The sequence below is a fragment of the Allobacillus halotolerans genome, from assembly GCF_018967645.1.
Taxonomy (GTDB): domain Bacteria; phylum Bacillota; class Bacilli; order Bacillales; family Alkalibacillaceae; genus Allobacillus; species Allobacillus halotolerans.
The window spans coordinates 1-24,012 of record NZ_JAHLZF010000004.1; the positions used below are offsets into that span (position 1 = coordinate 1).

At 40.3% G+C, this 24,012-nt stretch carries 24 protein-coding genes; 5 read left to right on the plus strand and 19 right to left on the minus strand.

Features of this window, described 5'->3' with window-relative positions; translation table 11 throughout:
• Positions 1-167: 167 nt before the first annotated feature.
• The 7 genes from KQ486_RS03930 to trxA all read right to left on the minus strand — a co-directional run bounded on the left by KQ486_RS03930 (position 168) and on the right by trxA (position 6,675).
• Positions 168-392 carry a helix-turn-helix domain-containing protein gene (locus tag KQ486_RS03930; protein ID WP_144088024.1) on the minus strand — a complete coding sequence of 75 codons (225 nt, stop codon included), beginning with the start codon at positions 390-392 and terminating at the stop codon, positions 168-170.
• 126 nt (positions 393-518) lie between these two features.
• On the minus strand, positions 519-974 hold the full coding sequence (locus tag KQ486_RS03935; protein WP_144160668.1) for an acyl-CoA thioesterase: 456 nt from the start codon (positions 972-974) through the stop codon (positions 519-521).
• A 115-nt stretch (positions 975-1,089) separates the two neighbouring features.
• On the minus strand, positions 1,090-1,857 hold the full coding sequence (gene sdhB / locus KQ486_RS03940) for a succinate dehydrogenase iron-sulfur subunit (RefSeq protein WP_144160671.1): 768 nt from the start codon (positions 1,855-1,857) through the stop codon (positions 1,090-1,092).
• 40 nt (positions 1,858-1,897) lie between these two features.
• The gene (gene sdhA, locus KQ486_RS03945; RefSeq protein ID WP_144160674.1) at positions 1,898-3,649 is read right to left on the minus strand and encodes a succinate dehydrogenase flavoprotein subunit; all 1,752 of its coding nucleotides are present in this window, start codon (positions 3,647-3,649) and stop codon (positions 1,898-1,900) included.
• 41 nt (positions 3,650-3,690) lie between these two features.
• Entirely contained in the window at positions 3,691-4,311 is a 621-nt protein-coding gene (locus KQ486_RS03950) for a succinate dehydrogenase cytochrome b558 subunit (protein ID WP_144160677.1), read from the minus strand.
• 145 nt (positions 4,312-4,456) lie between these two features.
• Positions 4,457-6,268: an excinuclease ABC subunit UvrC gene (gene uvrC / locus KQ486_RS03955; protein WP_216686849.1), complete on the minus strand. Its 1,812-nt coding sequence runs from the start codon at positions 6,266-6,268 to the stop codon at positions 4,457-4,459.
• Between the two features lie 92 nt (positions 6,269-6,360).
• Positions 6,361-6,675 (minus strand): thioredoxin, encoded by a 315-nt coding sequence (trxA, locus tag KQ486_RS03960; RefSeq protein ID WP_144160684.1) that lies wholly within the window; start codon positions 6,673-6,675, stop codon positions 6,361-6,363.
• 176 nt (positions 6,676-6,851) lie between these two features.
• Between trxA and KQ486_RS03965 the strand changes: the two genes are divergently transcribed.
• Positions 6,852-7,058, plus strand: a complete 207-nt coding sequence (locus KQ486_RS03965; protein WP_144160687.1) for a hypothetical protein — start codon at positions 6,852-6,854, stop codon at positions 7,056-7,058.
• A 12-nt stretch (positions 7,059-7,070) separates the two neighbouring features.
• Here the strand turns inward: KQ486_RS03965 and KQ486_RS03970 are convergent, their stop codons facing one another.
• From KQ486_RS03970 to KQ486_RS03990, 5 genes are all read right to left on the minus strand, one after another.
• Positions 7,071-8,042 (minus strand): electron transfer flavoprotein subunit alpha/FixB family protein, encoded by a 972-nt coding sequence (locus tag KQ486_RS03970; protein WP_144160690.1) that lies wholly within the window; start codon positions 8,040-8,042, stop codon positions 7,071-7,073.
• 27 nt (positions 8,043-8,069) lie between these two features.
• On the minus strand, positions 8,070-8,843 hold the full coding sequence (locus KQ486_RS03975) for an electron transfer flavoprotein subunit beta/FixA family protein (protein WP_144160693.1): 774 nt from the start codon (positions 8,841-8,843) through the stop codon (positions 8,070-8,072).
• An 18-nt stretch (positions 8,844-8,861) separates the two neighbouring features.
• On the minus strand, positions 8,862-9,635 hold the full coding sequence (locus KQ486_RS03980; RefSeq protein WP_144160696.1) for an enoyl-CoA hydratase: 774 nt from the start codon (positions 9,633-9,635) through the stop codon (positions 8,862-8,864).
• A gap of 13 nt (positions 9,636-9,648) precedes the next feature.
• Positions 9,649-10,236: a fatty acid metabolism transcriptional regulator FadR gene (fadR, locus tag KQ486_RS03985; protein ID WP_144160699.1), complete on the minus strand. Its 588-nt coding sequence runs from the start codon at positions 10,234-10,236 to the stop codon at positions 9,649-9,651.
• Between the two features lie 100 nt (positions 10,237-10,336).
• Positions 10,337-12,022: a long-chain-fatty-acid--CoA ligase gene (locus KQ486_RS03990; protein ID WP_144160702.1), complete on the minus strand. Its 1,686-nt coding sequence runs from the start codon at positions 12,020-12,022 to the stop codon at positions 10,337-10,339.
• Between the two features lie 329 nt (positions 12,023-12,351).
• Here KQ486_RS03990 and KQ486_RS03995 point away from each other — a divergent pair, with 329 nt between their 5' ends.
• Positions 12,352-12,546, plus strand: a complete 195-nt coding sequence (locus KQ486_RS03995) for a hypothetical protein (RefSeq protein WP_246569187.1) — start codon at positions 12,352-12,354, stop codon at positions 12,544-12,546.
• A gap of 128 nt (positions 12,547-12,674) precedes the next feature.
• Here the strand turns inward: KQ486_RS03995 and KQ486_RS04000 are convergent, their stop codons facing one another.
• From KQ486_RS04000 to zapA, 4 genes are all read right to left on the minus strand, one after another.
• The gene (locus KQ486_RS04000; protein WP_216686850.1) at positions 12,675-15,023 is read right to left on the minus strand and encodes an endonuclease MutS2; all 2,349 of its coding nucleotides are present in this window, start codon (positions 15,021-15,023) and stop codon (positions 12,675-12,677) included.
• Entirely contained in the window at positions 15,023-16,741 is a 1,719-nt protein-coding gene (gene polX / locus KQ486_RS04005) for a DNA polymerase/3'-5' exonuclease PolX (RefSeq protein ID WP_216686851.1), read from the minus strand. The genes KQ486_RS04000 and polX overlap by 1 nt, the downstream gene beginning before the upstream one ends.
• A gap of 89 nt (positions 16,742-16,830) precedes the next feature.
• On the minus strand, positions 16,831-17,364 hold the full coding sequence (locus KQ486_RS04010) for a CvpA family protein (protein ID WP_144160711.1): 534 nt from the start codon (positions 17,362-17,364) through the stop codon (positions 16,831-16,833).
• Position 17,365: 1 nt separating this feature from the next.
• Positions 17,366-17,644, minus strand: a complete 279-nt coding sequence (zapA, locus tag KQ486_RS04015; protein WP_144160714.1) for a cell division protein ZapA — start codon at positions 17,642-17,644, stop codon at positions 17,366-17,368.
• A 144-nt stretch (positions 17,645-17,788) separates the two neighbouring features.
• Here zapA and rnhC point away from each other — a divergent pair, with 144 nt between their 5' ends.
• Positions 17,789-18,706, plus strand: a complete 918-nt coding sequence (gene rnhC, locus KQ486_RS04020) for a ribonuclease HIII (RefSeq protein ID WP_144160717.1) — start codon at positions 17,789-17,791, stop codon at positions 18,704-18,706.
• 6 nt (positions 18,707-18,712) lie between these two features.
• Entirely contained in the window at positions 18,713-18,913 is a 201-nt protein-coding gene (locus tag KQ486_RS04025) for a hypothetical protein (protein WP_216686852.1), read from the plus strand.
• 55 nt (positions 18,914-18,968) lie between these two features.
• Here KQ486_RS04025 and pheT read toward each other — a convergent pair whose 3' ends face one another.
• From pheT to KQ486_RS04040, 3 genes are all read right to left on the minus strand, one after another.
• The gene (gene pheT, locus KQ486_RS04030) at positions 18,969-21,404 is read right to left on the minus strand and encodes a phenylalanine--tRNA ligase subunit beta (protein ID WP_216686853.1); all 2,436 of its coding nucleotides are present in this window, start codon (positions 21,402-21,404) and stop codon (positions 18,969-18,971) included.
• Between the two features lie 13 nt (positions 21,405-21,417).
• A complete protein-coding gene (pheS, locus tag KQ486_RS04035) occupies positions 21,418-22,452 on the minus strand; it encodes a phenylalanine--tRNA ligase subunit alpha (RefSeq protein ID WP_144160732.1) in 1,035 nt (344 codons plus the stop codon).
• Between the two features lie 332 nt (positions 22,453-22,784).
• Positions 22,785-23,522: a TrmH family RNA methyltransferase gene (locus KQ486_RS04040; protein ID WP_144160735.1), complete on the minus strand. Its 738-nt coding sequence runs from the start codon at positions 23,520-23,522 to the stop codon at positions 22,785-22,787.
• 85 nt (positions 23,523-23,607) lie between these two features.
• On the opposite strand from KQ486_RS04040, the gene sspI reads away from it, so the two are divergent.
• Positions 23,608-23,820: a small acid-soluble spore protein SspI gene (gene sspI / locus KQ486_RS04045; RefSeq protein ID WP_144160738.1), complete on the plus strand. Its 213-nt coding sequence runs from the start codon at positions 23,608-23,610 to the stop codon at positions 23,818-23,820.
• The last annotated feature ends 192 nt before the right edge of the window (positions 23,821-24,012 follow it).

The following is a 24,012-nucleotide window of genomic DNA, read 5'->3' on the forward strand; positions in this document are numbered from 1 at the left end:
GACCGAATAATCGAACGCGTGCCTGCTTCGGGCGATTAGAGACCTCCTATTCGACCGAATAACAGAACGTGCCTGCGCTTCAGTCGATTTGAGGTTTCATTTCGATGAATTGCATTACGTGAGCGAACTTAAGAAAAGAAAAAACAATAAACCGGCAATCTGCCGGTTTATAATTTGATCTCTCCGATGCGAATTAATTCGACAACGGCTTGAGATCGCCCCTTAACTTGAAGTTTTTGAATCGTATTCGAAATATGATTTCTGACTGTTTTTTCAGAAATAAAAAGCTGTTCTGCTATCTCTTTTGTTGTTCGATCTTGGACCAAAAGCTCAAAAACTTCTCTTTCTCTTTTGGTTAATATATTACTGGCTCGATATTTGTCATTATTCAAGCGGCAACCCCTCCTCTGTGCAAGAAGTGAGCTACTTCTTCATCTGAGGAAATTAACTAGTCACCATACTTTATGAAAAAGGTTGAGTTTCTGTTCGTAATTCTTCTAATCTATGCTTTTGTACACCTAATTAATTTTCGTTTCTTCAATAACCTTTAATTGCTCTTCAGAAAACGGTGTTGACTTACCGGTTTTTGCATTTATTTGAACGACTCGTCCTCTTCCAGTCAGACAAACATCACCATTTTCGTCGGTAGCCATATAATGGATATCCATGGAGCTTCGGCCTAGTTGATGAACCTTGCAATATAACTTAATCGTCTGACCGAAGTACATTTGCTTTAAATAATCACATTGCAAATCACTGACCACTGGAACATTTTCTATAGGACCAGTTAATTCACCAAATATCTTATTTTCTTCGATGAAAGAGGTTCTTGCTTCTTCAAAATAAATAAACGTCGATACATTGTTAACGTGTCCAAACATATCCGTTTCAGAAAAACGAACTTTAATAGGAATATAATAAGAAAACTCTTTCTTCCATTCTTCAAAGTTTGGAATATAGGAAATTTGTTTCATTTTTATTGCACCTCTTTTTAAGATTTACCTAAAATGAATACTCATTCAGTTTTATTAAAAAAATATAATGGTTGAAAAAGGGCCAACAATTATATTGTCAGCCCTTCATTCACCATTAGTTGTGGTAGTCACTTCCGAAGAAGCTCTTGAAAGAATGAATCGTAGCTTCACGGTTTACAGCTGCAATTGAAGTTGTCAAAGGAATTCCTTTTGGACAAACTTTTACGCAGTTTTGTGAGTTTCCACAATCTTGAAGTCCACCTTCTGTTAACAACGCATCCATACGCTCTGCTTTATGCATTTCGCCTGTTGGATGAGCGTTGAATAAACGAACTTGGGACAATGGAGCAGGTCCAATGAAATCATTGCGATCATTCACATTTGGACAAGCCTCTAAGCAAACACCACAAGTCATACATTTTGATAATTCATATGCCCACTGACGCTTACTTTCAGCCATTCGTGGCCCAGGTCCTAAATCATATGTGCCATCGATCGGTACCCATGCTTTCACCTTTTTCAAAGAGTCAAACATACGGCTACGGTCGACTGCTAAGTCACGAACAACAGGGAATGTCGTCATCGGTTCCAATTTGATCGGTTGCTCCAATTGATCGACAAGAGCTGTACAAGATTGCTGCGGTGTTCCGTTAATGACCATTGAACAAGCACCACAAACCTCTTCTAAACAACCCATTTCCCAAAATACAGGTGTTGTTTTTTCACCTTTTGCGTTCACAGGGTTTCTTCTGATTTCCATTAATGCAGAAATCACGTTCATATTTTCACGATATGGAATTTCGAATTCCTCATCATACGGCTTACCATCTGGATCATCTTGACGTGTAATGATAAATTTTATCATTTTGTTATCTTCCGCCATTTTGAATTACCCCCTCTTCCATTTTGTAGTCCGTTCAACCTTACGTTGCAGAGTAGTCACGCTTACGTGGCTTAATATATGAAACATCTACTTCTTCATAAGAAAATTCTGGGGCATTTGTTTCTGGATTATAAGTAGCTTTAGTCGTTTTCAACCATTCTTCGTCATTACGATCAGGGAATTCTGGTTTATAATGAGCTCCACGACTTTCGTTACGGTTATACGCTCCAATAGTGATTACACGTGCTAATTGTAACATATGATCCAACTGACGAATAAACATTGCTGTTTGGTTGCTCCAACGGCTCGTATCATTAATGTTAATGTTTTTGGCACGCTCCATCAACTCTTGAATCTTCTCATCCGTTTTAAGTAGTTTGTCATTCTCACGAACAACGGTAACATTTGCCGTCATCCACTCACCAAGTTCACGGTGAATATCATACGCATTTTCTGTACCCGTTGTCATATTCATGATCTCTTCAAAGTAATCTTGCTCTTCTTTCAACTTCTCATCAAACAACTGAGTGCTCTGCTCTGCTGCCAAGGAATCCAAACCATTGATGTAATCAACAGCATTTGGTCCAGCAACCATACCTCCATAGATACAAGAAAGTAAGGAGTTTGCACCTAGACGGTTTGCACCGTGAATTGTAAAGTCACATTCACCAGCTGCAAAAACACCAGGGATATTCGTCATTTGATCATCGTTGACCCATAGTCCGCCCATTGAATAGTGAACAGCAGGGAAAATTTTCATTGGTACCTTACGAGGATCTTCACCAACGAATTTTTCATAAATTTCAATGATTCCACCTAATTTAACATCTAGCTCTTTCGGATCTTTATGTGATAAATCAAGGTAAACCATGTTTTCGCCATTGATACCAAGCTTTTGGTTCACGCACACGTCAAAAATTTCACGTGTCGCAATATCACGTGGAACCAAGTTACCATAGGCTGGGTATTTCTCTTCTAGGAAATACCATGGTTTTCCGTCTTTATATGTCCATACACGACCACCTTCACCACGAGCTGATTCACTCATTAAGCGAAGCTTGTCATCTCCTGGAATAGCTGTAGGGTGAATTTGGATAAACTCACCGTTCGCATAGTGTGCACCATGTAAGTATAAGCTAGTTGCGGCTGAACCTGTGTTAATGACAGAGTTTGTGGATTTACCAAAGATAATTCCAGGTCCACCTGTTGCCATAATGGTTGCATCCGCTTTGAAAACTTTTATTTCGTGGGACTGTATATTTTGAGCGACAATTCCTCTTGAAACACCATTCTCATCAATAACAGGTGATAAGAAGTCCCATCCTTCATATTTTGTCACGAGTCCGTTGACTTCGTGACGACGAACTTGTTCGTCTAATGCGTACATTAATTGTTGACCTGTCGTTGCTCCGGCATAAGCTGTACGGTGGTGTTGTGTTCCTCCGAAACGACGGAAATCCAACAAACCTTCTGGCGTACGGTTAAACATAACACCCATGCGGTCCATCATATGTATGATGCTTGGTGCTGCGTCACACATATCTTTAACCGGTTTTTGGTTTGCCAAGAAGTCCCCACCATAAACTGTATCATCAAAGTGAATAGCAGGAGAATCCCCTTCACCTTTCGTATCTACTGCACCGTTGATACCGCCTTGCGCACAAACAGAGTGGGAGCGTTTTACTGGAACAAGCGAGATCAAATCGACATGAACGCCTGCTTCAGCAGCTTTAATTGTAGCCATCAAGCCAGCTAAACCACCGCCAACAATAACGATATTTTTATTACTCATTGTATTTGTTTCACTCCCTTATTATTGAACAGTTTCACGTGTTATGAAGCAAATGCGATTAATGACGCAATTCCCATATAACCAAAAACGACAAATACGACAAGAACGACGTATGTCATAATCTTTTGGGATCTTGGTGTAATGATCAGTCCCCAAGTAACGAAGAAAGACCATAGTCCATTCGCAAAGTGGAATACTGCGGAAAGAACACCAATCACATAGAACCAGAACATGAACGGTGATGAAAGAATGCTTGCCATCATATCAAAGTTCACTTCTGTTCCATAAATTGCGTTTGCCAAACGTGTTTCCCAAACGTGCCATCCGATAAAAATAAGTGTAATGATTCCTGTAAGACGTTGTAGCATGAACATCCAATTTCGGAACCATCCATACCTTCCTAGATTCATCTCAGATACCAAAGCGATATACACCCCATAAATTCCGTGGAAAAGAATCGGGATATAAATCAACCCAAATTCCAAGACGATCCGAAGTGGCAAATTTTCCATAAAACCAGCAGCTGTATTAAAGGCTTCTTCACTATACGTGGAAAAGTGGTTGACTACCAAGTGCTGCATCAAAAATAAGCCAATTGGAATGACACCTAGCAATGAATGCAATCTACGCAAATTATATTCGCGTTTTTCCTGATCCGCCATGTGTTACCCCCCTCATCTGATGAAAAATTGTTTTGAAAGAGTTTTCATACGACTCCCTATTAAAGTTACATGACAAGTTCAATTGTACTTCTAGGATGAAAAAGCGTCAAGAAAACTTGTCATAATTTTGACATGCTCCGACAAGTTAATTGTTCTCTTCTTCCAATTCCAATTCCATATTCTCTTGCTGAATATAATAATGACGGATATTTTCAGCAATATGGTCGGGGATTCCAAGTTTTGTGAATGCTTCTTTTTCAGCTTGTTTAATTTTTTCAATGGAACCAAAGTGTTGTAACAACATCCGTTTTCTTTTTGGTCCAACTCCTTCAATTTCGTCTAAGCTAGACTGAGTCGCTGATTTTCCTCGCAAATTACGGTGAAACGTAATCGCAAAACGGTGAACTTCATCTTGAATCCGTTGAATCAAATAAAACGGTTGCTCATTTCGTTTGAGGGGTACCGGTTCAGGCGGATTGCCATAAAGCAATTCACTCGTTTTATGTTTCTCATTTTTAGCGATCCCACATAAAGGAATGCTCAAGCCCAACTCATCTTCGAGGACGTCTAATGCTGCTGACATCTGACCTTTACCGCCGTCCACTAAAATTAGATCCGGAAGCGGCAATTTATCTTTAAGTACTCGTGTATACCTTCTCCGAATGACTTCACGCATTGTCTCATAGTCGTCTGGTTTTTCGACCGTTTTCACTTTGTATTTACGATAATCACTTTTTTTCGGTCGTCCATCTATGAACGTAACCATCGCAGATACAGGGTCTGTCCCTTGAATATTGGAGTTGTCGAATGCCTCAATCCTATGAGGAGTTTCAATATTCAAGTATTCACCTAGTTCTTCGACAGCTTTAATCGTTCGGTTTTCATCTTGTTCGATTAAAGAAAATTTCTCTTGTAATGCAATTTGTGCGTTTTCCATCGCCAAGTCAGCTAGCTTTTTCTTTTGCCCTCTAAATGGCGTCTTTGCTCGAACATCTAAATATTCACCAATCAAGTCGGCATCTGTACCGATTGGAAGATAAATTTCTTTCGGTTTAATATGATTTGAATGTGAGTAAAAACGTGCGATATAGCTTGTAAATGCTTCATCTGGATCCGTATAAAACGGAAACAATGAAACATCACGTTCGATTAACTTTCCTTGACGAATGAAGAATACTTGAATGCACATCCAACCTTTATCATATGCATAACCAAAAACATCTCTTTCCGTTAAATCCCCCAATTGCATCGTCTGTTTTTCCATGACAGATTCAATATGGTCAATTAAATCACGATATTCTTTCGCTTTTTCAAAATCTAGGTTTTCGGAAAAGGTATGCATTTTATCTTTCAGTTCTTGCTTAATTTCTTTATGGCCACCATTTAAGAAGGTCGTTATTTTTTGTACAATTTCTTGGTTTGTTTCCTGGCTGACCGGAAATTCACAAGGTCCTAAACATTGGTTGATGTGATAATACAAGCAAACCTTCTTCGGCATTACATTACACTTACGGAGTGGATAAAGCCGATCTAGAAGTTTTTTGGTCTCTCTTGCTGCATAAACGTTCGTGTAGGGACCAAAATACTTACCTTTATCCTTCTTCACTTTTCTCGTAACGATTAATCGAGGGTGTTGTTCATTTGTAATTTTTAAAAATGGATACGACTTATCATCTTTTAGCATGACGTTATACTTCGGGTCATACTTTTTTACTAAGTTCATCTCTAGAATCAAAGCTTCCATTTCAGAAGATGTAACGATATATTCAAAGTCGACGATTTCATTTACAAGCCGCTGGGTCTTCAAATCATGTGCTCCGGTAAAATACGAGCGCACACGATTTTTAAGTAGTTTGGATTTCCCTACGTAAATGACTTCATCTTTATTGTTTTTCATTAAGTAGCAGCCCGGCTTATCTGGAAGGACGGCTAACTTTTCTTGAATATTTTTATGCATATATGTACACCTCGATCAGTTTCTTTGTTCCTAGAGGAAGCATGTTAAAAAAGGCAAGAGCTAACTCAATGAGTCAGCCCTTACCCTATGATTTATGCATTTTTTGTAACGAATTCTTTTAAAGCATCTTTTGGTTGGTAACCATGTGCTTGGTCTACTTGCTCACCATTTTTAAATAGGATCAATGTTGGAATACTCATGACTCCAAATTTTTGAGCTGTTTCTTGGTTTTCATCCACATCAAGTTTGACGATTTTGACGTCGTCTCCCATTTCAGAATCCAATTCTTCCAATACAGGAGCGATCATTTTACATGGACCACACCAAGTAGCCCAAAAGTCAACAAGCACAGTACCTTCAGATACTTCTTCGTTAAATGTTTGATCAGTTGCATTTACGATAGCCATTTTCTATTCCTCCTCACATTTCAAATTCAAACTAAGTATATCATGGTGTTATTCATTACTTCCAATACTTTGTTTATAAGTCGTCAATGCGCATGGATACACGGTTCATGTGATTGTTAATATTGAGAATGAGTAAATGAAATCAAGTTATTAGAGTAGCCTGAGCAATCGAGCGGTTGGAACACTTTGTCGGGCGGTTGGACCCTTTTGTCGGGTGGCTGGAACTCTTTGTCGGGCGGTTGGACCCTTTTGTCGAGCGGCTCGAACACTTTGTCGGGTGGTTGGAACTCTTTGTCGGACGGCTGGAGTGTACGTTGCGACAAAGAATCGTTTTATCCATCAAAAAACCGACTATATTCCCAATAGGAAATAGCCGGTTTTGACTTTATTTGATATTAACCTTTTAACGCTTTGATCTCTTCTGTCAATGCTGGTACAACTTCGAATAAATCTCCGACAATACCATAATCAGCTACGTTAAAGATATTTGCTTCAGGGTCTTTGTTGATTGCAACAATGACTTTTGAGTTAGACATACCTGCTAAGTGTTGGATTGCACCTGAGATACCGACTGCAATATATAAATCAGGTGTTACGACCTTACCAGTTTGTCCGATTTGCAATGAATAGTCACAGTAGCCAGCGTCTGCAGCTCCGCGGGAAGCACCTACTGCTCCGCCTAGCGCATCTGCTAGTTCATATAATGGATCGAATCCTTCTGCGCTTTTCACTCCACGTCCACCTGCAACGATAATATTCGCTTCTGACAAGTCAACACCTTCAGAAGCTTTACGGATGACTTCTTGAATGACTGTGCGAAGGTTTTGAACATCAACTTCGACTTTTTGAACATCTCCTGAGCGTGATTCATCTTTTTCGGGTGGTGCAATGTTATTTGGACGAATGGTAATGAATGTCTTACCATTTGTAATGACTTTCTTTTCGAACGCTTTACCTGAATAAATTGGTCGAATGAATTTTACATCATCGCCACTTCCTTCGATTTGCGTGACGTCAGAAATTAATCCACTGTCCAATTTACTTGCGATTCTTGGTGACAAGTCTTTCCCTTCAGATGTGTGTCCCATAACAATGCCGTCTGGATCTTCTTGCTCAATGACAGCCATTGCAGCTTGGACATATCCATCAGAAGTATAATTTTTCAAGTTTTCATGCTGGACGACAACCGCTCGGTCCGCACCGTATTGAATTAATTCTTGTCCAAGAGATTCAAGATCTCCATCGCCTAAAACAGCTGCTACAACTTCACCATTTTCATCAATTTGGCGGGCTGCCGCAATATTTTCAAACGATACGTTACGCAACTCTCCATCTCGCACTTCACTAATTACTAAAAATTTCCCCATTGCTATTCTCCTTTCTGCACCTGTTGATTAAAGTACTTTTGCTTCCGTTTTTAATAGAGATACAAGTTCTTTCACTTGTTCGTCTGTTTCTCCTTCTAACACTTTTCCTGCTTCTTTTTCAGGTGGAAGGAAAACTTCGACCGTTTCAGTTGACGCCTCAACATCATCTTCATCTAAGTCAAGGTCATCGATTTCAAGTTCTTCTAATGGTTTTTTCTTCGCTTTCATAATTCCCGGTAAGGATGGGTAACGTGGTTCGTTCAACCCTTGTTGGCAAGTAACTAGTAAAGGTAGAGAAGTTTCTACTTTTTCAACGTCACCTTCTACGTCCTTATCAATTTTTACAGTATCTCCATCGATTTCAAGAGATGTAATGGTTGTGACATACGGAATATCCAACTTAGCAGCCAATCGTGGACCTACTTGGCCACTGGCTTCATCAATTGCAACGTTACCAGCTAAAATCAGATCAACTTCTTTGTCTTCGAAGTAAGCTTCCAGAATTTTTGTAGTTGTAACTTGGTCGCCCTCTTCAACATCATCTTCTGTATTAATAAGAACAGCTTTGTCTGCTCCCATGGCTAGCGCCGTACGTAATTGTGACTCCGACTCTTCGTCACCGATCGTTACGACGGTCACTTCACCACCGTGCTCATCACGGACTTTAATCGCTTCTTCAATGGCATATTCATCATATGGGTTAATGATGAACTCAGCACCATCTGTTTCGATTTTTCCATCACTGATTTGAATCTTCTCTTCTGTGTCAAATGTTTTTTTCATCAGAACATAAATGTTCATTGGATTACCTCCTTCATTCTACTGGTCTTTAAAATTCGGTTTTCTTTTTTCGATGAATGCTTGAATGCCTTCCTTTGCATCCTCATTACCAAACACCTTGCCAAACTCCTCTGCTTCTCGTTTGACGCCTTCTTTAAACTGAGAGGTTTGACTGAATGGGATTAACTTCATAACCGCATTGATTGAAGGCCCGCTTTTTGCTGCGAATTTTTTCGCTAGATTCATAGAAAACTCTTCTAATGAATCTTCATCCACTGCATGATTTGCAAGACCTAATGCTGCAGCTTCCTCACCAGAGATTGGTTCTCCAGTCAAAATCATTTCATAAGCTTTTGCCATCCCCACATGCTGTGGCAAACGTTGTGTCCCTGCAAAGCCTGGGATAATGCCTAGTGTCAGTTCTGGCAAACCGAGTTTGGCACTTTTGGTAACAATTCGAACATGACAAGACATCGCCAGTTCGAGCCCGCCACCTAAGGCAGCACCATGAATGGATGCAATGACCGGAACTTTAAATTTTTCAATTCTCCGGAATAAGTTTTGTCCTTGACTGGCAAGATCTTCGTAATCGTCGGCACTTTGTAAGGATGTGAATTCTTTAATATCTGCTCCGGCTGAGAAAAACTTTCCTTCTCCTTGAATCACCACCGCTTTGATGGTGGAGTCATTTTCGACGTCATCCAGCGCAGTTGCTAAATCTTTTAAAATCTGTGACGATAATGCATTTGCTGGTGGACTTTGAATGGTAACGGTTGCAATGTTTTCTTTTTTCGTTAAAGAGAGTGCATCCATTTACTCAACCCCTTTACGTATGTTTTTTTAAGCCGTTGGAAATTAGAAAATGTACATCCTTTGCCTGTTGATTTAAATCGTAGCGTTGATCCTGCATCACCCAGTTGGTCACTACCTCATCAAGCATACCAAAAATCATCTGACGAACCAACTTAATATTCAGATGATTGTGGAAGGTTTTTTCTTCCATCCCACTTTGGATGATTGAATCAATAATGTGCAAATAACCTTTTAGCACATCATTGATTTGTGCACGCAGTCGTTTATCGGACTGTCTCAATTCTAATTGTGTAACGACAGCCAGGTGAGGATCTTCCGAAAGCTGGCGAAAATGAGTATCGATTAACGCAAAAAGTTTTTCATCTGCCTTATCAACATTTTCAGTTGCCTTCCGGATTCGCTCGATAAAGTTACCCATTTTATTCTGAAACAATGAAACAAGAAGATCTTCTTTGTTCTTAAAATAAAGATAGATCGTCCCATCGGCTACGCCAGCTTTTTTGGCGATTTTTGATACTTGGGAGCGGTGGAAGCCATTTTCTGCAATGACTTCCACCGCAGCATCTAGTATTTGATTGTATTTTGGTTTTTCTTTCTTCATAGTTTTGACTCCCTAAAAATGAATGAATGGTCATTCACCTTTTATCATATAAATAAATTGCATGGCTGTCAACTACAAGCAAGCATAGATTTAAAATAAATTAATTCGATTTTTCTTTCTCCTCATCGACCAGCTTACGGCGCAAAATCTTTCCAACAGCTGTCTTAGGTAGTTCTGTCCGGAATTCGTATAACCTCGGGACTTTAAAAGCTGCAAGGTTTTCTCGACAGTAGGTGTTCAATTCCTTCTCTGTTACATCATAACCATCTTTCAACACAATATAAGCTTTGACGGTTTCGCCACGGTAAGGATCTGGTACTCCTGCAACCACTGCCTCTTGAATGGCCTCATGCTCATAAAGGACTTCTTCCACTTCTCTTGGATATATATTGAATCCACCGGCAATAATCATATCTTTTTTCCGGTCAACGACATAGAAATAACCGTCTTCATCCATTTTACCCATATCACCGGTAAGGAGCCACCCATCTTTTAATGTCTTGGCTGTATCCTCTTCCCTGTTCCAATATCCCTTCATGACTTGTGGTCCTTTTACGGCAATTTCACCTACTTCTCCCACTGGCATTTCTTCCATCGATTCTGCGTCCACAATTTTGGCATCTGTATCAGGCCATGGTAATCCAATTGTGCCGGAGCGTCTTTCCTCCCAAACTAAATTTGCATGTGTGACAGGCGACGTTTCTGTTAAACCATACCCTTCAACTAACCTACCACCAGTAACCTCTTCGAATCGTTGCTGAACTTCACTTGGCAGTGGTGCAGAACCACTGATACATGCTTCAACAGAAGATAGGTCATATTTGGTGAGCTTCGGATGATTCAGCAAGCCAATATAAATCGTCGGTGCGCCTGGAAACATTGTTGGTCGCTGTTTATGAATAGCTTTCAAAACGGTATCGACATCAAACTTCGGAATAAGAATCATTTTTTGCGCCTGCATAATTGTCAAGTTCATCACCGTTGTCATCCCATACACATGGAAGAACGGCAAAATACCGAGTATAACTTCTTTTGCATACTCTGTTTTGTATAACCAGTTTGAACACATTTGTGTATTGGAAACTAAATTATAATGCGTCAGCATAACGCCTTTAGGATAGCCTGTCGTTCCACCAGTATATTGCAGTAAAGCCACATCTTCTTCTGGATCGACTTCTACCGGTGTATAATCCGTTGATGCCTCTTCCATTACCTTCGTCCATACATGTGTATCGCCAGAATGCTCAGGTTTAACCACCATATTGTATTCACGTTTTTGAATGAACGGATAAATTAAGTTTTTCGGAAATGGTAAATAATCCTTGATACCGGTTACAATAATATGCTCGAGATCCGTTTCCGGTTTCACAGTCGACGCTCTTGGTAACAAGATATCTAAGCAAACGATAAATTTCGCACCGGAATCCTTCATTTGGTATTCCAACTCGCGCTCCGTGTATAAAGGATTCGTTTGCACGACAATTCCTCCACCGAGCATCGCCCCATAATAAGCAATAACTGATTGTGGTGTATTGGGCAGCATGATAGCTACTCGATCACCTTTCTCCAAACCCAATGATTGTAAGTACGACGCGAATTTTTTTGCTGAATCAGAGATTTGTTGAAACGTTAATTCAGTCCCCATAAAATGGACTGCTTCTTTATCCGGAAAACGACTTGCTGATTCTTCAAGAAACTCATGAAGCGGTCTTTTGTCATATTCCATCGTTTGTGAAACTTCTTCCGGGTAATGCTTAAACCATGGTTTCACTACGTCAACCCCCATTAATAATTCCTCCTTCTTTTCAACTTACCTTTATTATATACATTATTTCGGAAAAATTAAAATAGAATTGTAAATTATCTGAAATTAAATAACCCCCACCTAACGTGCTATTTTTGAGGAAGGAGTCTCCTGTCAATTGAAAATAAATTCTTAAAAATTAATTCCTCACACTGAATTTTATGGTAATGTAAGAATAAGAAAACTCTGGAAATAGATATTTTCATGTAAATGGAGGGATCGTTATGTGGGTAATATTGGGAGCTATTGCGATCGTTGCTATGTTTATAAACCTTTATATGTATAAAGTATGAAAGGATTATAAGCTTGCTATGGCGATCGGACTATCATTTACAGCATTAACTCTATGTGCAGAATATCGTCTTGTATCTCGATGGGTAAAGGCGGAAGATTGGGCCGCTTTATCAGATGTCGTACCAGGTATGGAAAAAGCATTATGGTTTTTGACCATTGCTTCAATCTTTCTCAATATTATACCTATACTTCAGGAACATTTTAAAAAATGACGCCCATTACCTGGACGTCATTGATTGGTTAATTCATCACCATAAATACAACTCCAACAATCATAAACAAAACCGCTACGACTACTAACACTTTTGCTAATGTTTCCATGTCTAAACTCCTTGTTGATCTATTTAAGCGAAAGGATTGTCACACCACTTCCACCTTCATTTGGATGACCTAAATGATAACTGTTGATTGACCGATGTTTTCGGGCAAATGCATGGACACCCTTCATTAACGCACCGGTTCCTTTTCCATGAATGATTGATACTTGATGATATCCGGCCAGCAGGGCATCGTCAAGGTATTTTTCCAGCCGATGTAGGGCATCCTCGTATCTTTCACCTCTTAAATCCAACTCTGTCTTCACGTGACTCTGTCTACCGCGAACAGTTGCCATCGGCGTCGTCTTTTTCTCTTTTTCTTTTCGTTTGATCAGCTGTAATTGTTTTTTTGGTACTTTCATTTTCATGATCCCAAGCTGAACTTCATACTCATTGTCATTCAATTGAGAAACAATTTGACCTTTTTGATTGAATGAAGCGACGTGCACTTCATCACCTGGTTCAAACTCATCTGGTTGATTTGTTGTCTCAATCTGTTGTTTTTGATTGGTATCTTGCAAAGCTTCTTTTTGATCAGAAATCTTCTTCCTGGCATCAATTAATTGGTGTTCTTTGATCTCTGCTGAACTCTTCATTTGACGAAGCTCTTGTAAAATAGTCTCTGCTTCCTGCTCTGCCTGATCAACGATCTTCTGAGCTTTTTTCTTAGCCGCTTCCTGGTAATCTTCTTTCTTTGCTAAGTAACGGTCATATTCTCGTTTCAACTCTTCACGTATTCCCTCGGATTCTTGTAAAATTTCTTCCGCTTCTTCAAAGTCTTTCTCTGCTTGTTTTCTGGACGTCTCTAACGAGGCGATCATATTTTCTACAGAACGACTATCTTCATGAATCATCGTTTTCGCTTGATCGATAATTTCTGACTTCAAACCGATTCTTCCAGAAATCTCAAAAGCATTACTTCGACCCGGTACACCGATCAGTAGTCGATAGGTTGGTTGTAGGGTCTCCACATCAAATTCAACGGAAGCATTGATGACTTGCTCCCGATTGTACCCATATGCTTTTAGTTCAGGATAATGCGTTGTCGCAATGACTCTGGCGTTTCGATTCACGACATAGTCCAAAATGGACATCGCAAGGCCTGCTCCTTCTTGTGGGTCTGTACCTGCACCAAGTTCATCAAACAGGACCAACGAGTTGGAATTGAATCGTTCAATAATGGATGCGATATTCGTCATGTGACTGGAAAAGGTACTTAAATTCTGTTCGATTGATTGCTCGTCACCTATATCTGCAAATACATGATCAAATACAGCAAGCTGGCACCCATCAAGAGCGGGGACTTGCAAACCAGATTGTGCCATTAATGTACATAATCCTACTAGCTTTAAGGTAACTGTTTTACCACCCGTATTTGGACCAGTGATTAATATTGCGCGATAATCTTTTCCAATTTCGATATCATTACTGACCACTTCACTTTCTGGAATGAGTGGATGGCGAGCCTGAATCATTTTAATGTAACCATCATGGTTCATTTCAGGTTTGGCTGCACGTAGTTGCTGCCCATATTTTCCTTTCGCAAATAAAAAATCAATCTTTTGTAGAATATCACCATTATGCTCTAACAGTTCCGCTTCTTGCTGAACCAGTTCCGTTAGCCGCGTCAAAATACGTTCAATCTCTTGTTGTTCTTCGACCTTTGAAGCTTGTAACTTATTATTTAACTCGACGACCGCTTGTGGTTCGATAAATAGTGTTTGGCCGGATGAGGATGAATCATGAACGATTCCACCGAAGCTTCCTCGATGTTCTGATTTAACCGGAAGAACATAGCGTTCGTTTCTAATGGTAACGATGGCATCCGATAACTTACTGCTTGAAGTTCGGGTATATCCTTCTAACCGGTCGCGAATACTGCTTTCTAACGAACGAATTTGACTCCGAATCCTTCTCAATCCTTGCGAAGCACTATCGATCACTTTTCCATCCTGGTCGATACACATATGAATCTCTTTTTCAAGGTTGCTGAGCGGTTCAATCTGTTCAACTAACTCCACTAAAATCGGGGTATCCACTTCATCTATATCTTGAACAAAGTTTTTCACGCGCTTACTCCCGCGTAATGTATCCGAAATCTCGAGCAGCTCTGTTGCGCTTAACATTCCACCGATTTTTGCACGCTTTGTACTTCCTCGAAGGTCATGAATACCACCGAGCGGCATATGTCCTTGCGTTCGTAAAACTTGCACAGCTTCATCTGTTTCATTTTGCCATCGAATGACTTCTTCAAAATCAGCTGAAGGCATTAATTTTGCAGCCGCTTCTTTTCCGCGTGTCGTTTCCGCATGATCTACGATTTGTTTGATCAATTTCGGAAATTCCAGTTGTTTCAATATTTTTTGATCCATTATGCTTCACCTTTTTTCGTCTTCAAAAATGATTGTAACTGCTCTGGTGTCCATGAGTTGATGACTGTATCTCTCTCAATCCACCCTTTTCGAGCGGCTTTCACACCAATCGCCATATCATCAAGCATTTGGTAGCTATGCGCATCCGTGTTAATGGCTATTCGCGCTCCTTTTTCTTGTGCTTTTCGTAGTTCTGTCCAATGTAAATCCAATCGGTTCGGATTCGCATTCAGTTCAATAATCGTGTTTGTTTCGACGGCCCAGTCAATGAATGTGTCTATATCTAATGCATAGCCTTCACGTCGTCCAATCAATCGTCCGGTCGGGTGAGCAATCATATCAACGTAAGGGCTTTCCATTGCTGTTCGCATACGAGCCATGATTTTTTCTTCTGATTGGCTAAAACTTGAATGAATAGATGCAATGACAAAGTCCATCTCTTTTAAAAATTCATCCGAAAAATCTAACGTTCCATCCGGCAAAATATCCATCTCAACGCCACAAAAGATTGTGATTTCTGGATATTTCGCTTGGACTTCTTTAATTTTTTCACGTTGTTGACGAAGTCGCACTTCATCCAAGCCATCCGCAACACGCAGAAACTTCGAATGGTCCGTAATCGCTATAAATTGATAGCCTTTTTCTATATTTTTCTTAACCATTTCCTCGATGGATTGTGCACCATCACTCCATGTCGTGTGCATGTGCAAATCGCCTTTTATATCAGCCAATTCAATCAAATTAGGCGAATGGTTAACAGAAACTTCTTCCCCTGTTTCACGCACTTCAGGTGGTAAATAAGGGACCTCCAAAAATTCAAAAAATGCTTGCTCGGAATCAAAGGTGTGAATTTTACCCGTCTCTTCTTCTTCGACTCCATATTCACTGATCTTCAAGCCTTTTTGCTTTGCCAATCTTCTCATTTCTACATTATGATCTTTGGATCCTGTGAAATGATGAAGTGTTGTATAAAATTCATCTGGAGCAACGAGACGAAAATCAACCGAGACATCCCACTTCGACTCTACAATAACGGTTACTTTCGTTTCTCCGTGGGCAACTACTTCTTTCACCGCTGATAAATGAACCAAACTGTCAGCTACTTGCTTTGGATTCGTCGTTGCGATAATATAGTCCAAATCTTTGATTGTTTCACGGAGACGTCTCATACTGCCTGCTATTGAGTATCGATTAATGTCATCTATTTTTTCCAGTTCTTCTTCGATTAGCTGCGGTAACACCAAGACATCAGAAAGAGGTAAGCGCTCTGGACGTTTACCGATCTCGTCTAATGCTTGTAAAATTTTCTCAACGGATTTCTTCCCGAACCCACTCAATTTCTCGACGTCACCATTTTCACACGCTTTACGCAATGTCACCTGATCAATTACACCGAGTTCTTTGTAAAGCTTCGCTAGCTTTTTACCACCTAATCCTTGTAAGTCTAGTAGTGGAATTAATCCCTCAGGCACTTCCTCTTTTAAGTCGTTCAGCGTTTCCGTTTCTCCAGCTTCAATGAACTCTACGATAACCGCATTGGTACCTTTACCAATTCCATCCAGTTTTGAAAAATCGTCAATCTCATCCAATGACTGATCATTTCGTTCCAATGCTTGTGCAGCCTTCCGATATGCAGATATTTTAAAAGGATTTTCACCTTTTAATTCCAAATAAATAGCAATCGTTTCTAAATGTTTGATTACTTTCTTTTTATCCATATAAGCACTCCTACTCAGCAATTATTCATTCATTGACTGAAAAGAAAAGAGGCCAACTCGCATTGAGTGTACCTCTTTTATCCATTCGTTCATTCAGGAAATATTCGTTCTTTCAATTGCTCAGTCAAAACAGGTGTATGTTCAATCATGAATCCCGCAATTGCGGAACTTTGTATGAGATTTTGAATCATTTCTACCGATACGAGCGACAAAATGAATAAGATGACGAATAAAATTAAATACATCTCAATAAATCCAAGAATGGCACCCAATAGATTATTCACACTATGTAAGATCGGTAGGTTTGCTACAAAATCCAGTAAGTTTGCGATAATTTGCATGATAATCTTCACAAGGACAAATATTGCGAAGAAAGCGATCGCATTATAGAATGAGTTTTCCAGTATTGTAGAGTTTAGTAACGTACCCCAAAACTGGTCTGTTGAAAAATCCGGATACGGAATCCATAATTCCAATTTGCCAGCTAATTGTTTGTAGTATAAAACAGAAACGATAAATGCAACGATAAAACCGACAATGTGAAGGACTTGCATGACAAGCCCGCGTTTTAAACCGATTAAAAAACCAAAAATCAATAAGATTAATAATAAAATATCCAGCATGTTACCTTCGATCCTCTTTCCGTCTATTTCCACGATTCACTCGGTTCAATAGTTCGTTATGTTCTTGCTTGAGTTTCAAGTAATCATTCATCGTATTCAAGGCTGTTAATACAGCTAATTGGGATGTATCCAACGAAGGCTTTGCGTATTGAATTTCATCCATTTTTTGATCGACCAAGCTTGCTACCATCTTGATATGTTCTGAGGATTCTTGGCCAACAATGGTATATTTTTTCTTGTGAATTTCCACTGTTAATTTCGTCTGATTAGAACCATCCATTCAGTAGCCTCCTCCCGCGTTATTCTACTCCATATAGTAACACGTTTGCATATCGCTTGGAAAGTACATTTACTTCCTGCGAACGTTCGTATGGCGTGATATACTAGGAGAAAATAACCGAATCCATAAAGGAGTTCTATTTTCATGGCACACGCTGTATTAAAAGTAAACCAATCGACCATTCAACAGATGAAGAATACATATCAATCTGCAATCCTCCCTTCTACACCACCTCACGCTCACTTCGCAGCGAAGATTAGCGGATGCACGATTACCGCTTATCAATCCGGCAAGGTCGTGTTTCAAGGGAATGAAGCTGAAAAAGAAGCGAGTCGATGGGGAAATCCAGGATCTAACGATAAAAAGAAAAAAACAAAAACCAATAGAAGCTTGCCGACCTTTTTAAAAGATTCACATATGGGCTCAGATGAAGCAGGAACGGGAGATTATTTCGGTCCGATCACAGTCGCTTGTGTTTTTGCTACTTCAGAACAGCAGGAGCTTCTAAGAGAATTAGGTGTACGTGATTCGAAAACGTTGACCGATGATGCAATCCGCTCTGTTATGAAAGATGTCTTGTTAACTGACATTACATACAGTTCCGTTGTTCTTGATAATCCGAGATATAATCAACTGAAAGCAAAAGGTTGGTCTCAAGTAAAAATGAAGGCATGGATGCATCACCATGCGATTAAGAATGTCCGTAATAAACTAGGTGAGCAATCTTTCGAAGGAACCGTTGTCGATCAGTTCTGTGAACCAGCTACCTTCCATAAAGCAGTTCGAGAAACAGGTGAACAATCTTTTGATGATTTAACGTTTATGACAAAAGCGGAAAGTTATTCGACACCAGTAGCAGCCGCTTCCATGCTTGCTCGCTATCGCTTTTTACAAGAAATCGATCGTATATCTGAAAACGTTGGATTTTCGATTCAAAAAGGAGCTTCCAACATTGTCGATCGGCAAATTGCCCGATTGATTAAGCAAAAAGGTGAGAGTTCTTTAAATGAAATCGCAAAAACGCACTTTGCCAATACACAGAAAGCGAAGAAACTATTGTAGGATGGTTTGGATTCGATTGTTGAGCGGCTAGAAACGTTTATCGAGCGGTTGGAATCGTTTGTCGAGCGGTTGGAGCTGTTTGTCGAGCGGCTGGAGCCGTTTGTCGAGCGGTTGGAATCGTTTGTTGAGCGGTTGGAACTGTTTGTTGAGCGGCTGGAGCCGTTTGTCGAGCGGTTGGAACTGTTTGTCGAGCGGCTACGTTCATAAGTGAATACTCAAACTAAAAATACCCTTCAGACAGCTAGTGTCTGAAGGGCATTTTTTATCCACGTAATTCCGCTTTGTATGTTGCTTTTACTTCTTGAATAATACGTTCTCTCAGTTCCTCTACTTCATCGTCTTTGAGTGTCCGTTCATTGTTTTGGAACGTAAGGTTAAAGGCAATGGATTTTTTACCCTCTTCCATATGCTCACCTTGGTACACATCAAAGACACGGATTGTTTTCAAATACGGTTGTCCTGACTGATAAATGGTTTGCTCGAGTTCTTTCGCCTGTACATCAGAATCAACTACGAAAGCTAAGTCTTGAGACACAGCTGGATACTTGGTAATTGGTTCATAATCCGGCGTTTCATCAACGTGCGCAAAGACCATTTCGAGATTTAAATCGAAAATATAAGTTTCATCCAAATCATGGTCTTTTTGAATAGATGGGTGAAGTTGTCCGATATAACCAATCGTTTCTCCGTTCAATTTAAGAATTGCTGTCCGTCCTGGATGCAATCCATCTAGACTGGCTTTTTCAAAAACAACGTCGTCTTTAAGGAAGTTTTCAAATAAGCCTTCTAGAATACCCTTAAGCACGAAGAAATCAACTGGTTTCTTTTCTCCTTGCCACGGGTGATTCTCCCAAATGCCCGTAATTGCTGCTGCGACACGGAGCTCTTCTTTTGGCAGTACGTCCTCACCTTCATTCGGTAAATAAACAGGGCCGAGTTCATAAAACCCGAGATTGTATTGATTTCTCGCCACATTATACTGCAGACTTGACAACAATTCCGGAATGGCACTTAATCGCAAATGACTGTGCAAATCGGTCATTGGCATTAATAATTTTACTGCCTCTTGATCGGTTTGAATTTCCGGGCTAACGAAATGTTTCGATTTTTCTTCTGTCGTCAGTGAATACGTCAACGCCTCATTTAATCCTGTTTTTTGTAAATAGGCATGTACTTCACGAGTTAATCGTTGACGTTTCGTTAGGCCGCCCTTATTTGATTGACCTGTCGGCAATGTATAAGGGATATGGTCGTAACCATATAAACGAGCAAACTCTTCCACCATATCTTCGAGAATACGAAGGTCATTTCTACGTGACGGTGGCGTCACTGTATATTGCTCCCCTTGTTGTTCATATGGCAATCGTAAACGTTCTAGAATATCATTCATTTGATCAATGGATAACTCGGTCCCTATGCGTTCATTAATTTCATGGCGTTCAAATGTTATCTGAACCGGTTCACGTTCAGTTGAACCCGCTTCCACCATTTCCCCTAAAATTGTTCCGCCTGCTAACTCTTCGTATAACTCAGCTGCACGTATTGCTGCTTCTTTCACACGTGCAAGGTCGACACCTTTTTCAAACCGTGCGCTCGCTTCACTTCGTAAATTGTGTTGACTCGATGCTTTGCGAACGGTTTTCGGATCGAAATAAGCAGCTTCGAGAAGAATCGTCGTTGTATCATCTTGAACTTCGGAATCTTGACCGCCCATTACACCAGCTAATGCATGAGGCTTCTCACCGTTCGTAATGAGTAGGTGTTCTGGCTGAAGTGTCCGCTCTTTTCCATCAAGTGTCGTCATCGTTTCACCTTCATGAGCTGGACGAGTGACGACTTCTTTACTGCCAAAACGGTCATAATCGAAAGCGTGAAGCGGCTGACCGTATTCCAACAAAACATAGTTCGTGATATCAACCAAATTATTGATCGGGCGAATGCCTGCACTGATCAAGCGATTACGCAACCATAATGGAGATGGCTTCACTTCTAAATCCTTGATAATCCACGCACCGTAATACGGATTCATTTCTTTGTTCTCTATACGAACAGCGATGTAATCATTGGACGACTCATCAGCTTTCGTAACAGTCGGTGACGGTAATTGAAGTTCTTTATTATAAATAGCAGCAACCTCATAAGCCATCCCGATCATGTTTAGGCAGTCTGCTCGGTTCGGTGTTAGATCTAGCTCCAGCACTTGGTCGTCTAAATTGAGTAACGGACAAGCCGGTTCACCGATTTGTACCTCTTCATCAAAAACGAATATGCCGTCTTTTTGATGATCGGGAACGAATTTTTCATCTTTTTCATCGACACCTAATTCTTGCAATGAGCAAATCATTCCTTCTGATGCTTCACCGCGCAGTTTCGCTTTTTTAATTTTCAACCCGCCTGGGAGTCTTGCGCCAGGTCGAGCGACAACAACATACTGTCCTTGCGCAACATTCGGTGCACCGCAGACAATTTGCGCGAGTTCTTCTTCACCAACGTTCACCTGACACAGGTTCAACTTGTCGGCGTTTGGGTGTTGTTCACACGCTTCAACATATCCGACAACAATTTTTTCATCGTTCAATATCGGACCGTGAATGCCGTCTACTTCGACACCTGTTTTTGTAATGGCTTCAGCTAACTCTCCTGTAGAAATGCCTTCGATATCAACATATTCTTTTAACCAATTAATTGAAACTAACATCGTTCATACCCCCTTATACCTGGTGAAATTGCTTCAAGAATCTGACGTCGTTCGTATAGAAATGACGAATGTCTTCAATGCCGTACTTTAACATCGCGATTCGTTCTGGCCCCATTCCGAATGCGAATCCTGTATACTTTTTGGAGTCAAAACCAGCCATTTCCAAAACATTTGGATGGACGAGTCCTGCACCTAAAATTTCAATCCAACCGGTATGTTTACAAACGGAACAGCCGTCTCCGTTACAAACTTTACAAGAGATGTCCATTTCAACGGATGGCTCAGTGAATGGAAAGAAGCTCGGGCGCAGGCGAATTTCACGATCTTCACCAAATAGATGTTTTGCAAGAACATTCAATGTTCCTTTTAAATCACTCATCGTAATATGTTCATCCACATAAAGTCCCTCGATTTGCGTGAACTGGTGGGAGTGTGTCGCGTCATCTGTATCACGGCGATACACTTTTCCAGGACAAATAATTTTAACGGGTCCTCTTCCTTCATGTGCATTCAACGTCCGCGCTTGAACCGGTGAAGTATGTGTACGCATCAACAACTCTTCTGTAATATAAAACGAATCCTGCATATCACGAGCTGGATGACCTTTTGGTAAGTTTAACGCTTCAAAGTTATAGTAGTCTGTTTCAACTTCCGGTCCTTCTGCCACTTCATATCCCATGCCGATAAATAAATCTTCAATGTCTCGAATGGTCTTCATGAGAATATGAGGACCACCCGTATGCGTCGGCCGACCTGGAAGTGTGACATCAATCGTCTCTTCTTTCAATTGTTCTTCAATCGCTTGTTTTTCCAGTAAATCCGCTTTTTCTTCGATGGATGCAGTAATCTCATCACGCACTTCATTGGCGAGCTGACCAATGACAGGACGTTCTTCTTTCGATAATTTCCCCATCCCTTTAAGAACTTCCGTGATTTTCCCTTTTTTCCCTAAAAACTGAACACGCACGTCTTGCAAAGATTTTTGCGTATCGGCCGCTTCAATTTCAGTTATGGCTTCTTGTTTAATGCTCTGTAGCCGCTCTTTCATAAATATCCTCCTTTTGGTCAACAACCGCTTTCTTTAAGCAAAATAAAAAAACTCCTCCCTGTAAATAAGGGACGAGTTGATTTCCGTGTTACCACCCTCGTTGATTTGCTTTATCTTAACGCAAACCCACTTCATTGAATAACGGATCAAGGACCCGGACACCTGTAGTGTCAGCTCCAGAGTGAAATTCGTACAATCCCATCGATTGGAGTATTTTCAGTCCAGGATACTCCATCCCTTTTAATCGATTATCGGGTATTGCCTACTTAGCTCTTTCGACGCTTTTATAACGATTAAATCTCCAATTATTATAGATAATTTTCCTAATTATATCAAGTGACATATCGAAAATGATATAAAATTACACTAGCAGCGATGCCGACATTTAGCGACTCGGCCTTTGTTTCTTGTGGTATATAAATGGTCTCATTACATCGTTCCAGCAATGAAGGTTGCACGCCCATACCTTCGTTTCCCAAAATAATTGCAAACGCTTCAGGTGGTTCGATTTCAGGTAATGCTTTCGCTTGTTCATCCAAAGCTGTTCCATAAACGACGATGTCTCGCTTGTTTAGCCACTCAAATAAATCGGATTGAATGACAGGAAAATGAAACAGCGCACCTTGTGTCGCACGAACGACTTTTTCATTATATAAGTCAACTGTACCCTTGCCTAAAATAATCGCTTCCACTCCGAAAGCTAAACCACTTCGAATGATTGTACCTACATTGCCCGGATCTTGTATTTGATCGAGCATTAACATACGTTTAGGTTGATTAAGCTCCCACTCTTTTTGACGAACGACTGCAGCAATACCTTGTGGTGTTTCTGTTTGGGATATTTCCTTCATCACCGGAGAGCTTACAAACTCAAGAGGTAATGTACTCCATTCATCAGTAACTTCCACTCCATCTTCCACAATTAATGTATCGATCGTCCAATCACTTTTTACCGCTTCTTCGACTAAGTGCCAGCCTTCCACTAAAAAAAGTCCTTCACGATCACGATGTTTTTTCTGGCTTAATTTTTTCCATGCTTTGACACGTTGATTTTGTTTCGATTCAATCATGTTTTATACACCTCACACATTTCCTATACATAGTTTAAAAGTCTTTTGACCAAACTACAACAAAATTCAATTATGAGGTGAGCTTATGGATTTAAATTTACGTAAAGCAATCAAAAACAATATCGCAGGAAATAATGAGGAACAATTACAAGCGACCATTGTTGACGCTGTCGAAAGTGGAGAAGAAAAGATGCTTCCAGGTCTTGGCGTACTTTTTGAAATGCTCTGGCAGGGCGCCAACGAAAAGGACAAAAAGTATGTATTGGATATTTTAGAACAAGAAACGAATCAGCTTTAAAGAGAGTGATCGAAGTGGGGCTTCAGTGTTAATGTGCAATCCTTCAGTGCTAATTCACGAAGCTTCAGGGTTAAATTGCAATTCTTCAGGGTTAATTCGATCGGCTTCAGTGTTAATTTGCGAACCTTCAGGGTTAATTCACGAAGCTTCAGGGTCAATTCACGGAACTTCAGTGTTTTTCCGTGAAGCTTC

Excerpts from the sequence above, each read along its gene's own strand:
- KQ486_RS03935 (WP_144160668.1), bottom strand. The coding sequence starts at position 974 with ATGAAACAAATTTCCTATATTCCAAACTTTGAAGAATGGAAGAAAGAG.
- sdhB (WP_144160671.1), bottom strand. The coding sequence starts at position 1,857 with ATGGCGGAAGATAACAAAATGATAAAATTTATCATTACACGTCAAGAT.
- sdhA (WP_144160674.1), bottom strand. The coding sequence starts at position 3,649 with ATGAGTAATAAAAATATCGTTATTGTTGGCGGTGGTTTAGCTGGCTTG.
- KQ486_RS03950 (WP_144160677.1), bottom strand. The coding sequence starts at position 4,311 with ATGGCGGATCAGGAAAAACGCGAATATAATTTGCGTAGATTGCATTCA.
- uvrC (WP_216686849.1), bottom strand. The coding sequence starts at position 6,268 with ATGCATAAAAATATTCAAGAAAAGTTAGCCGTCCTTCCAGATAAGCCG.
- trxA (WP_144160684.1), bottom strand. The coding sequence starts at position 6,675 with ATGGCTATCGTAAATGCAACTGATCAAACATTTAACGAAGAAGTATCT.
- KQ486_RS03970 (WP_144160690.1), bottom strand. The coding sequence starts at position 8,042 with ATGGGGAAATTTTTAGTAATTAGTGAAGTGCGAGATGGAGAGTTGCGT.
- KQ486_RS03975 (WP_144160693.1), bottom strand. The coding sequence starts at position 8,843 with ATGAACATTTATGTTCTGATGAAAAAAACATTTGACACAGAAGAGAAG.
- KQ486_RS03980 (WP_144160696.1), bottom strand. The coding sequence starts at position 9,635 with ATGGATGCACTCTCTTTAACGAAAAAAGAAAACATTGCAACCGTTACC.
- fadR (WP_144160699.1), bottom strand. The coding sequence starts at position 10,236 with ATGAAGAAAGAAAAACCAAAATACAATCAAATACTAGATGCTGCGGTG.
- KQ486_RS03990 (WP_144160702.1), bottom strand. The coding sequence starts at position 12,022 with ATGGGGGTTGACGTAGTGAAACCATGGTTTAAGCATTACCCGGAAGAA.
- KQ486_RS03995 (WP_246569187.1), top strand. The coding sequence starts at position 12,352 with ATGGCGATCGGACTATCATTTACAGCATTAACTCTATGTGCAGAATAT.
- KQ486_RS04000 (WP_216686850.1), bottom strand. The coding sequence starts at position 15,023 with ATGGATCAAAAAATATTGAAACAACTGGAATTTCCGAAATTGATCAAA.
- polX (WP_216686851.1), bottom strand. The coding sequence starts at position 16,741 with ATGGATAAAAAGAAAGTAATCAAACATTTAGAAACGATTGCTATTTAT.
- KQ486_RS04010 (WP_144160711.1), bottom strand. The coding sequence starts at position 17,364 with ATGCTGGATATTTTATTATTAATCTTATTGATTTTTGGTTTTTTAATC.
- zapA (WP_144160714.1), bottom strand. The coding sequence starts at position 17,644 with ATGGATGGTTCTAATCAGACGAAATTAACAGTGGAAATTCACAAGAAA.
- rnhC (WP_144160717.1), top strand. The coding sequence starts at position 17,789 with ATGGCACACGCTGTATTAAAAGTAAACCAATCGACCATTCAACAGATG.
- pheT (WP_216686853.1), bottom strand. The coding sequence starts at position 21,404 with ATGTTAGTTTCAATTAATTGGTTAAAAGAATATGTTGATATCGAAGGC.
- pheS (WP_144160732.1), bottom strand. The coding sequence starts at position 22,452 with ATGAAAGAGCGGCTACAGAGCATTAAACAAGAAGCCATAACTGAAATT.
- KQ486_RS04040 (WP_144160735.1), bottom strand. The coding sequence starts at position 23,522 with ATGATTGAATCGAAACAAAATCAACGTGTCAAAGCATGGAAAAAATTA.
- sspI (WP_144160738.1), top strand. The coding sequence starts at position 23,608 with ATGGATTTAAATTTACGTAAAGCAATCAAAAACAATATCGCAGGAAAT.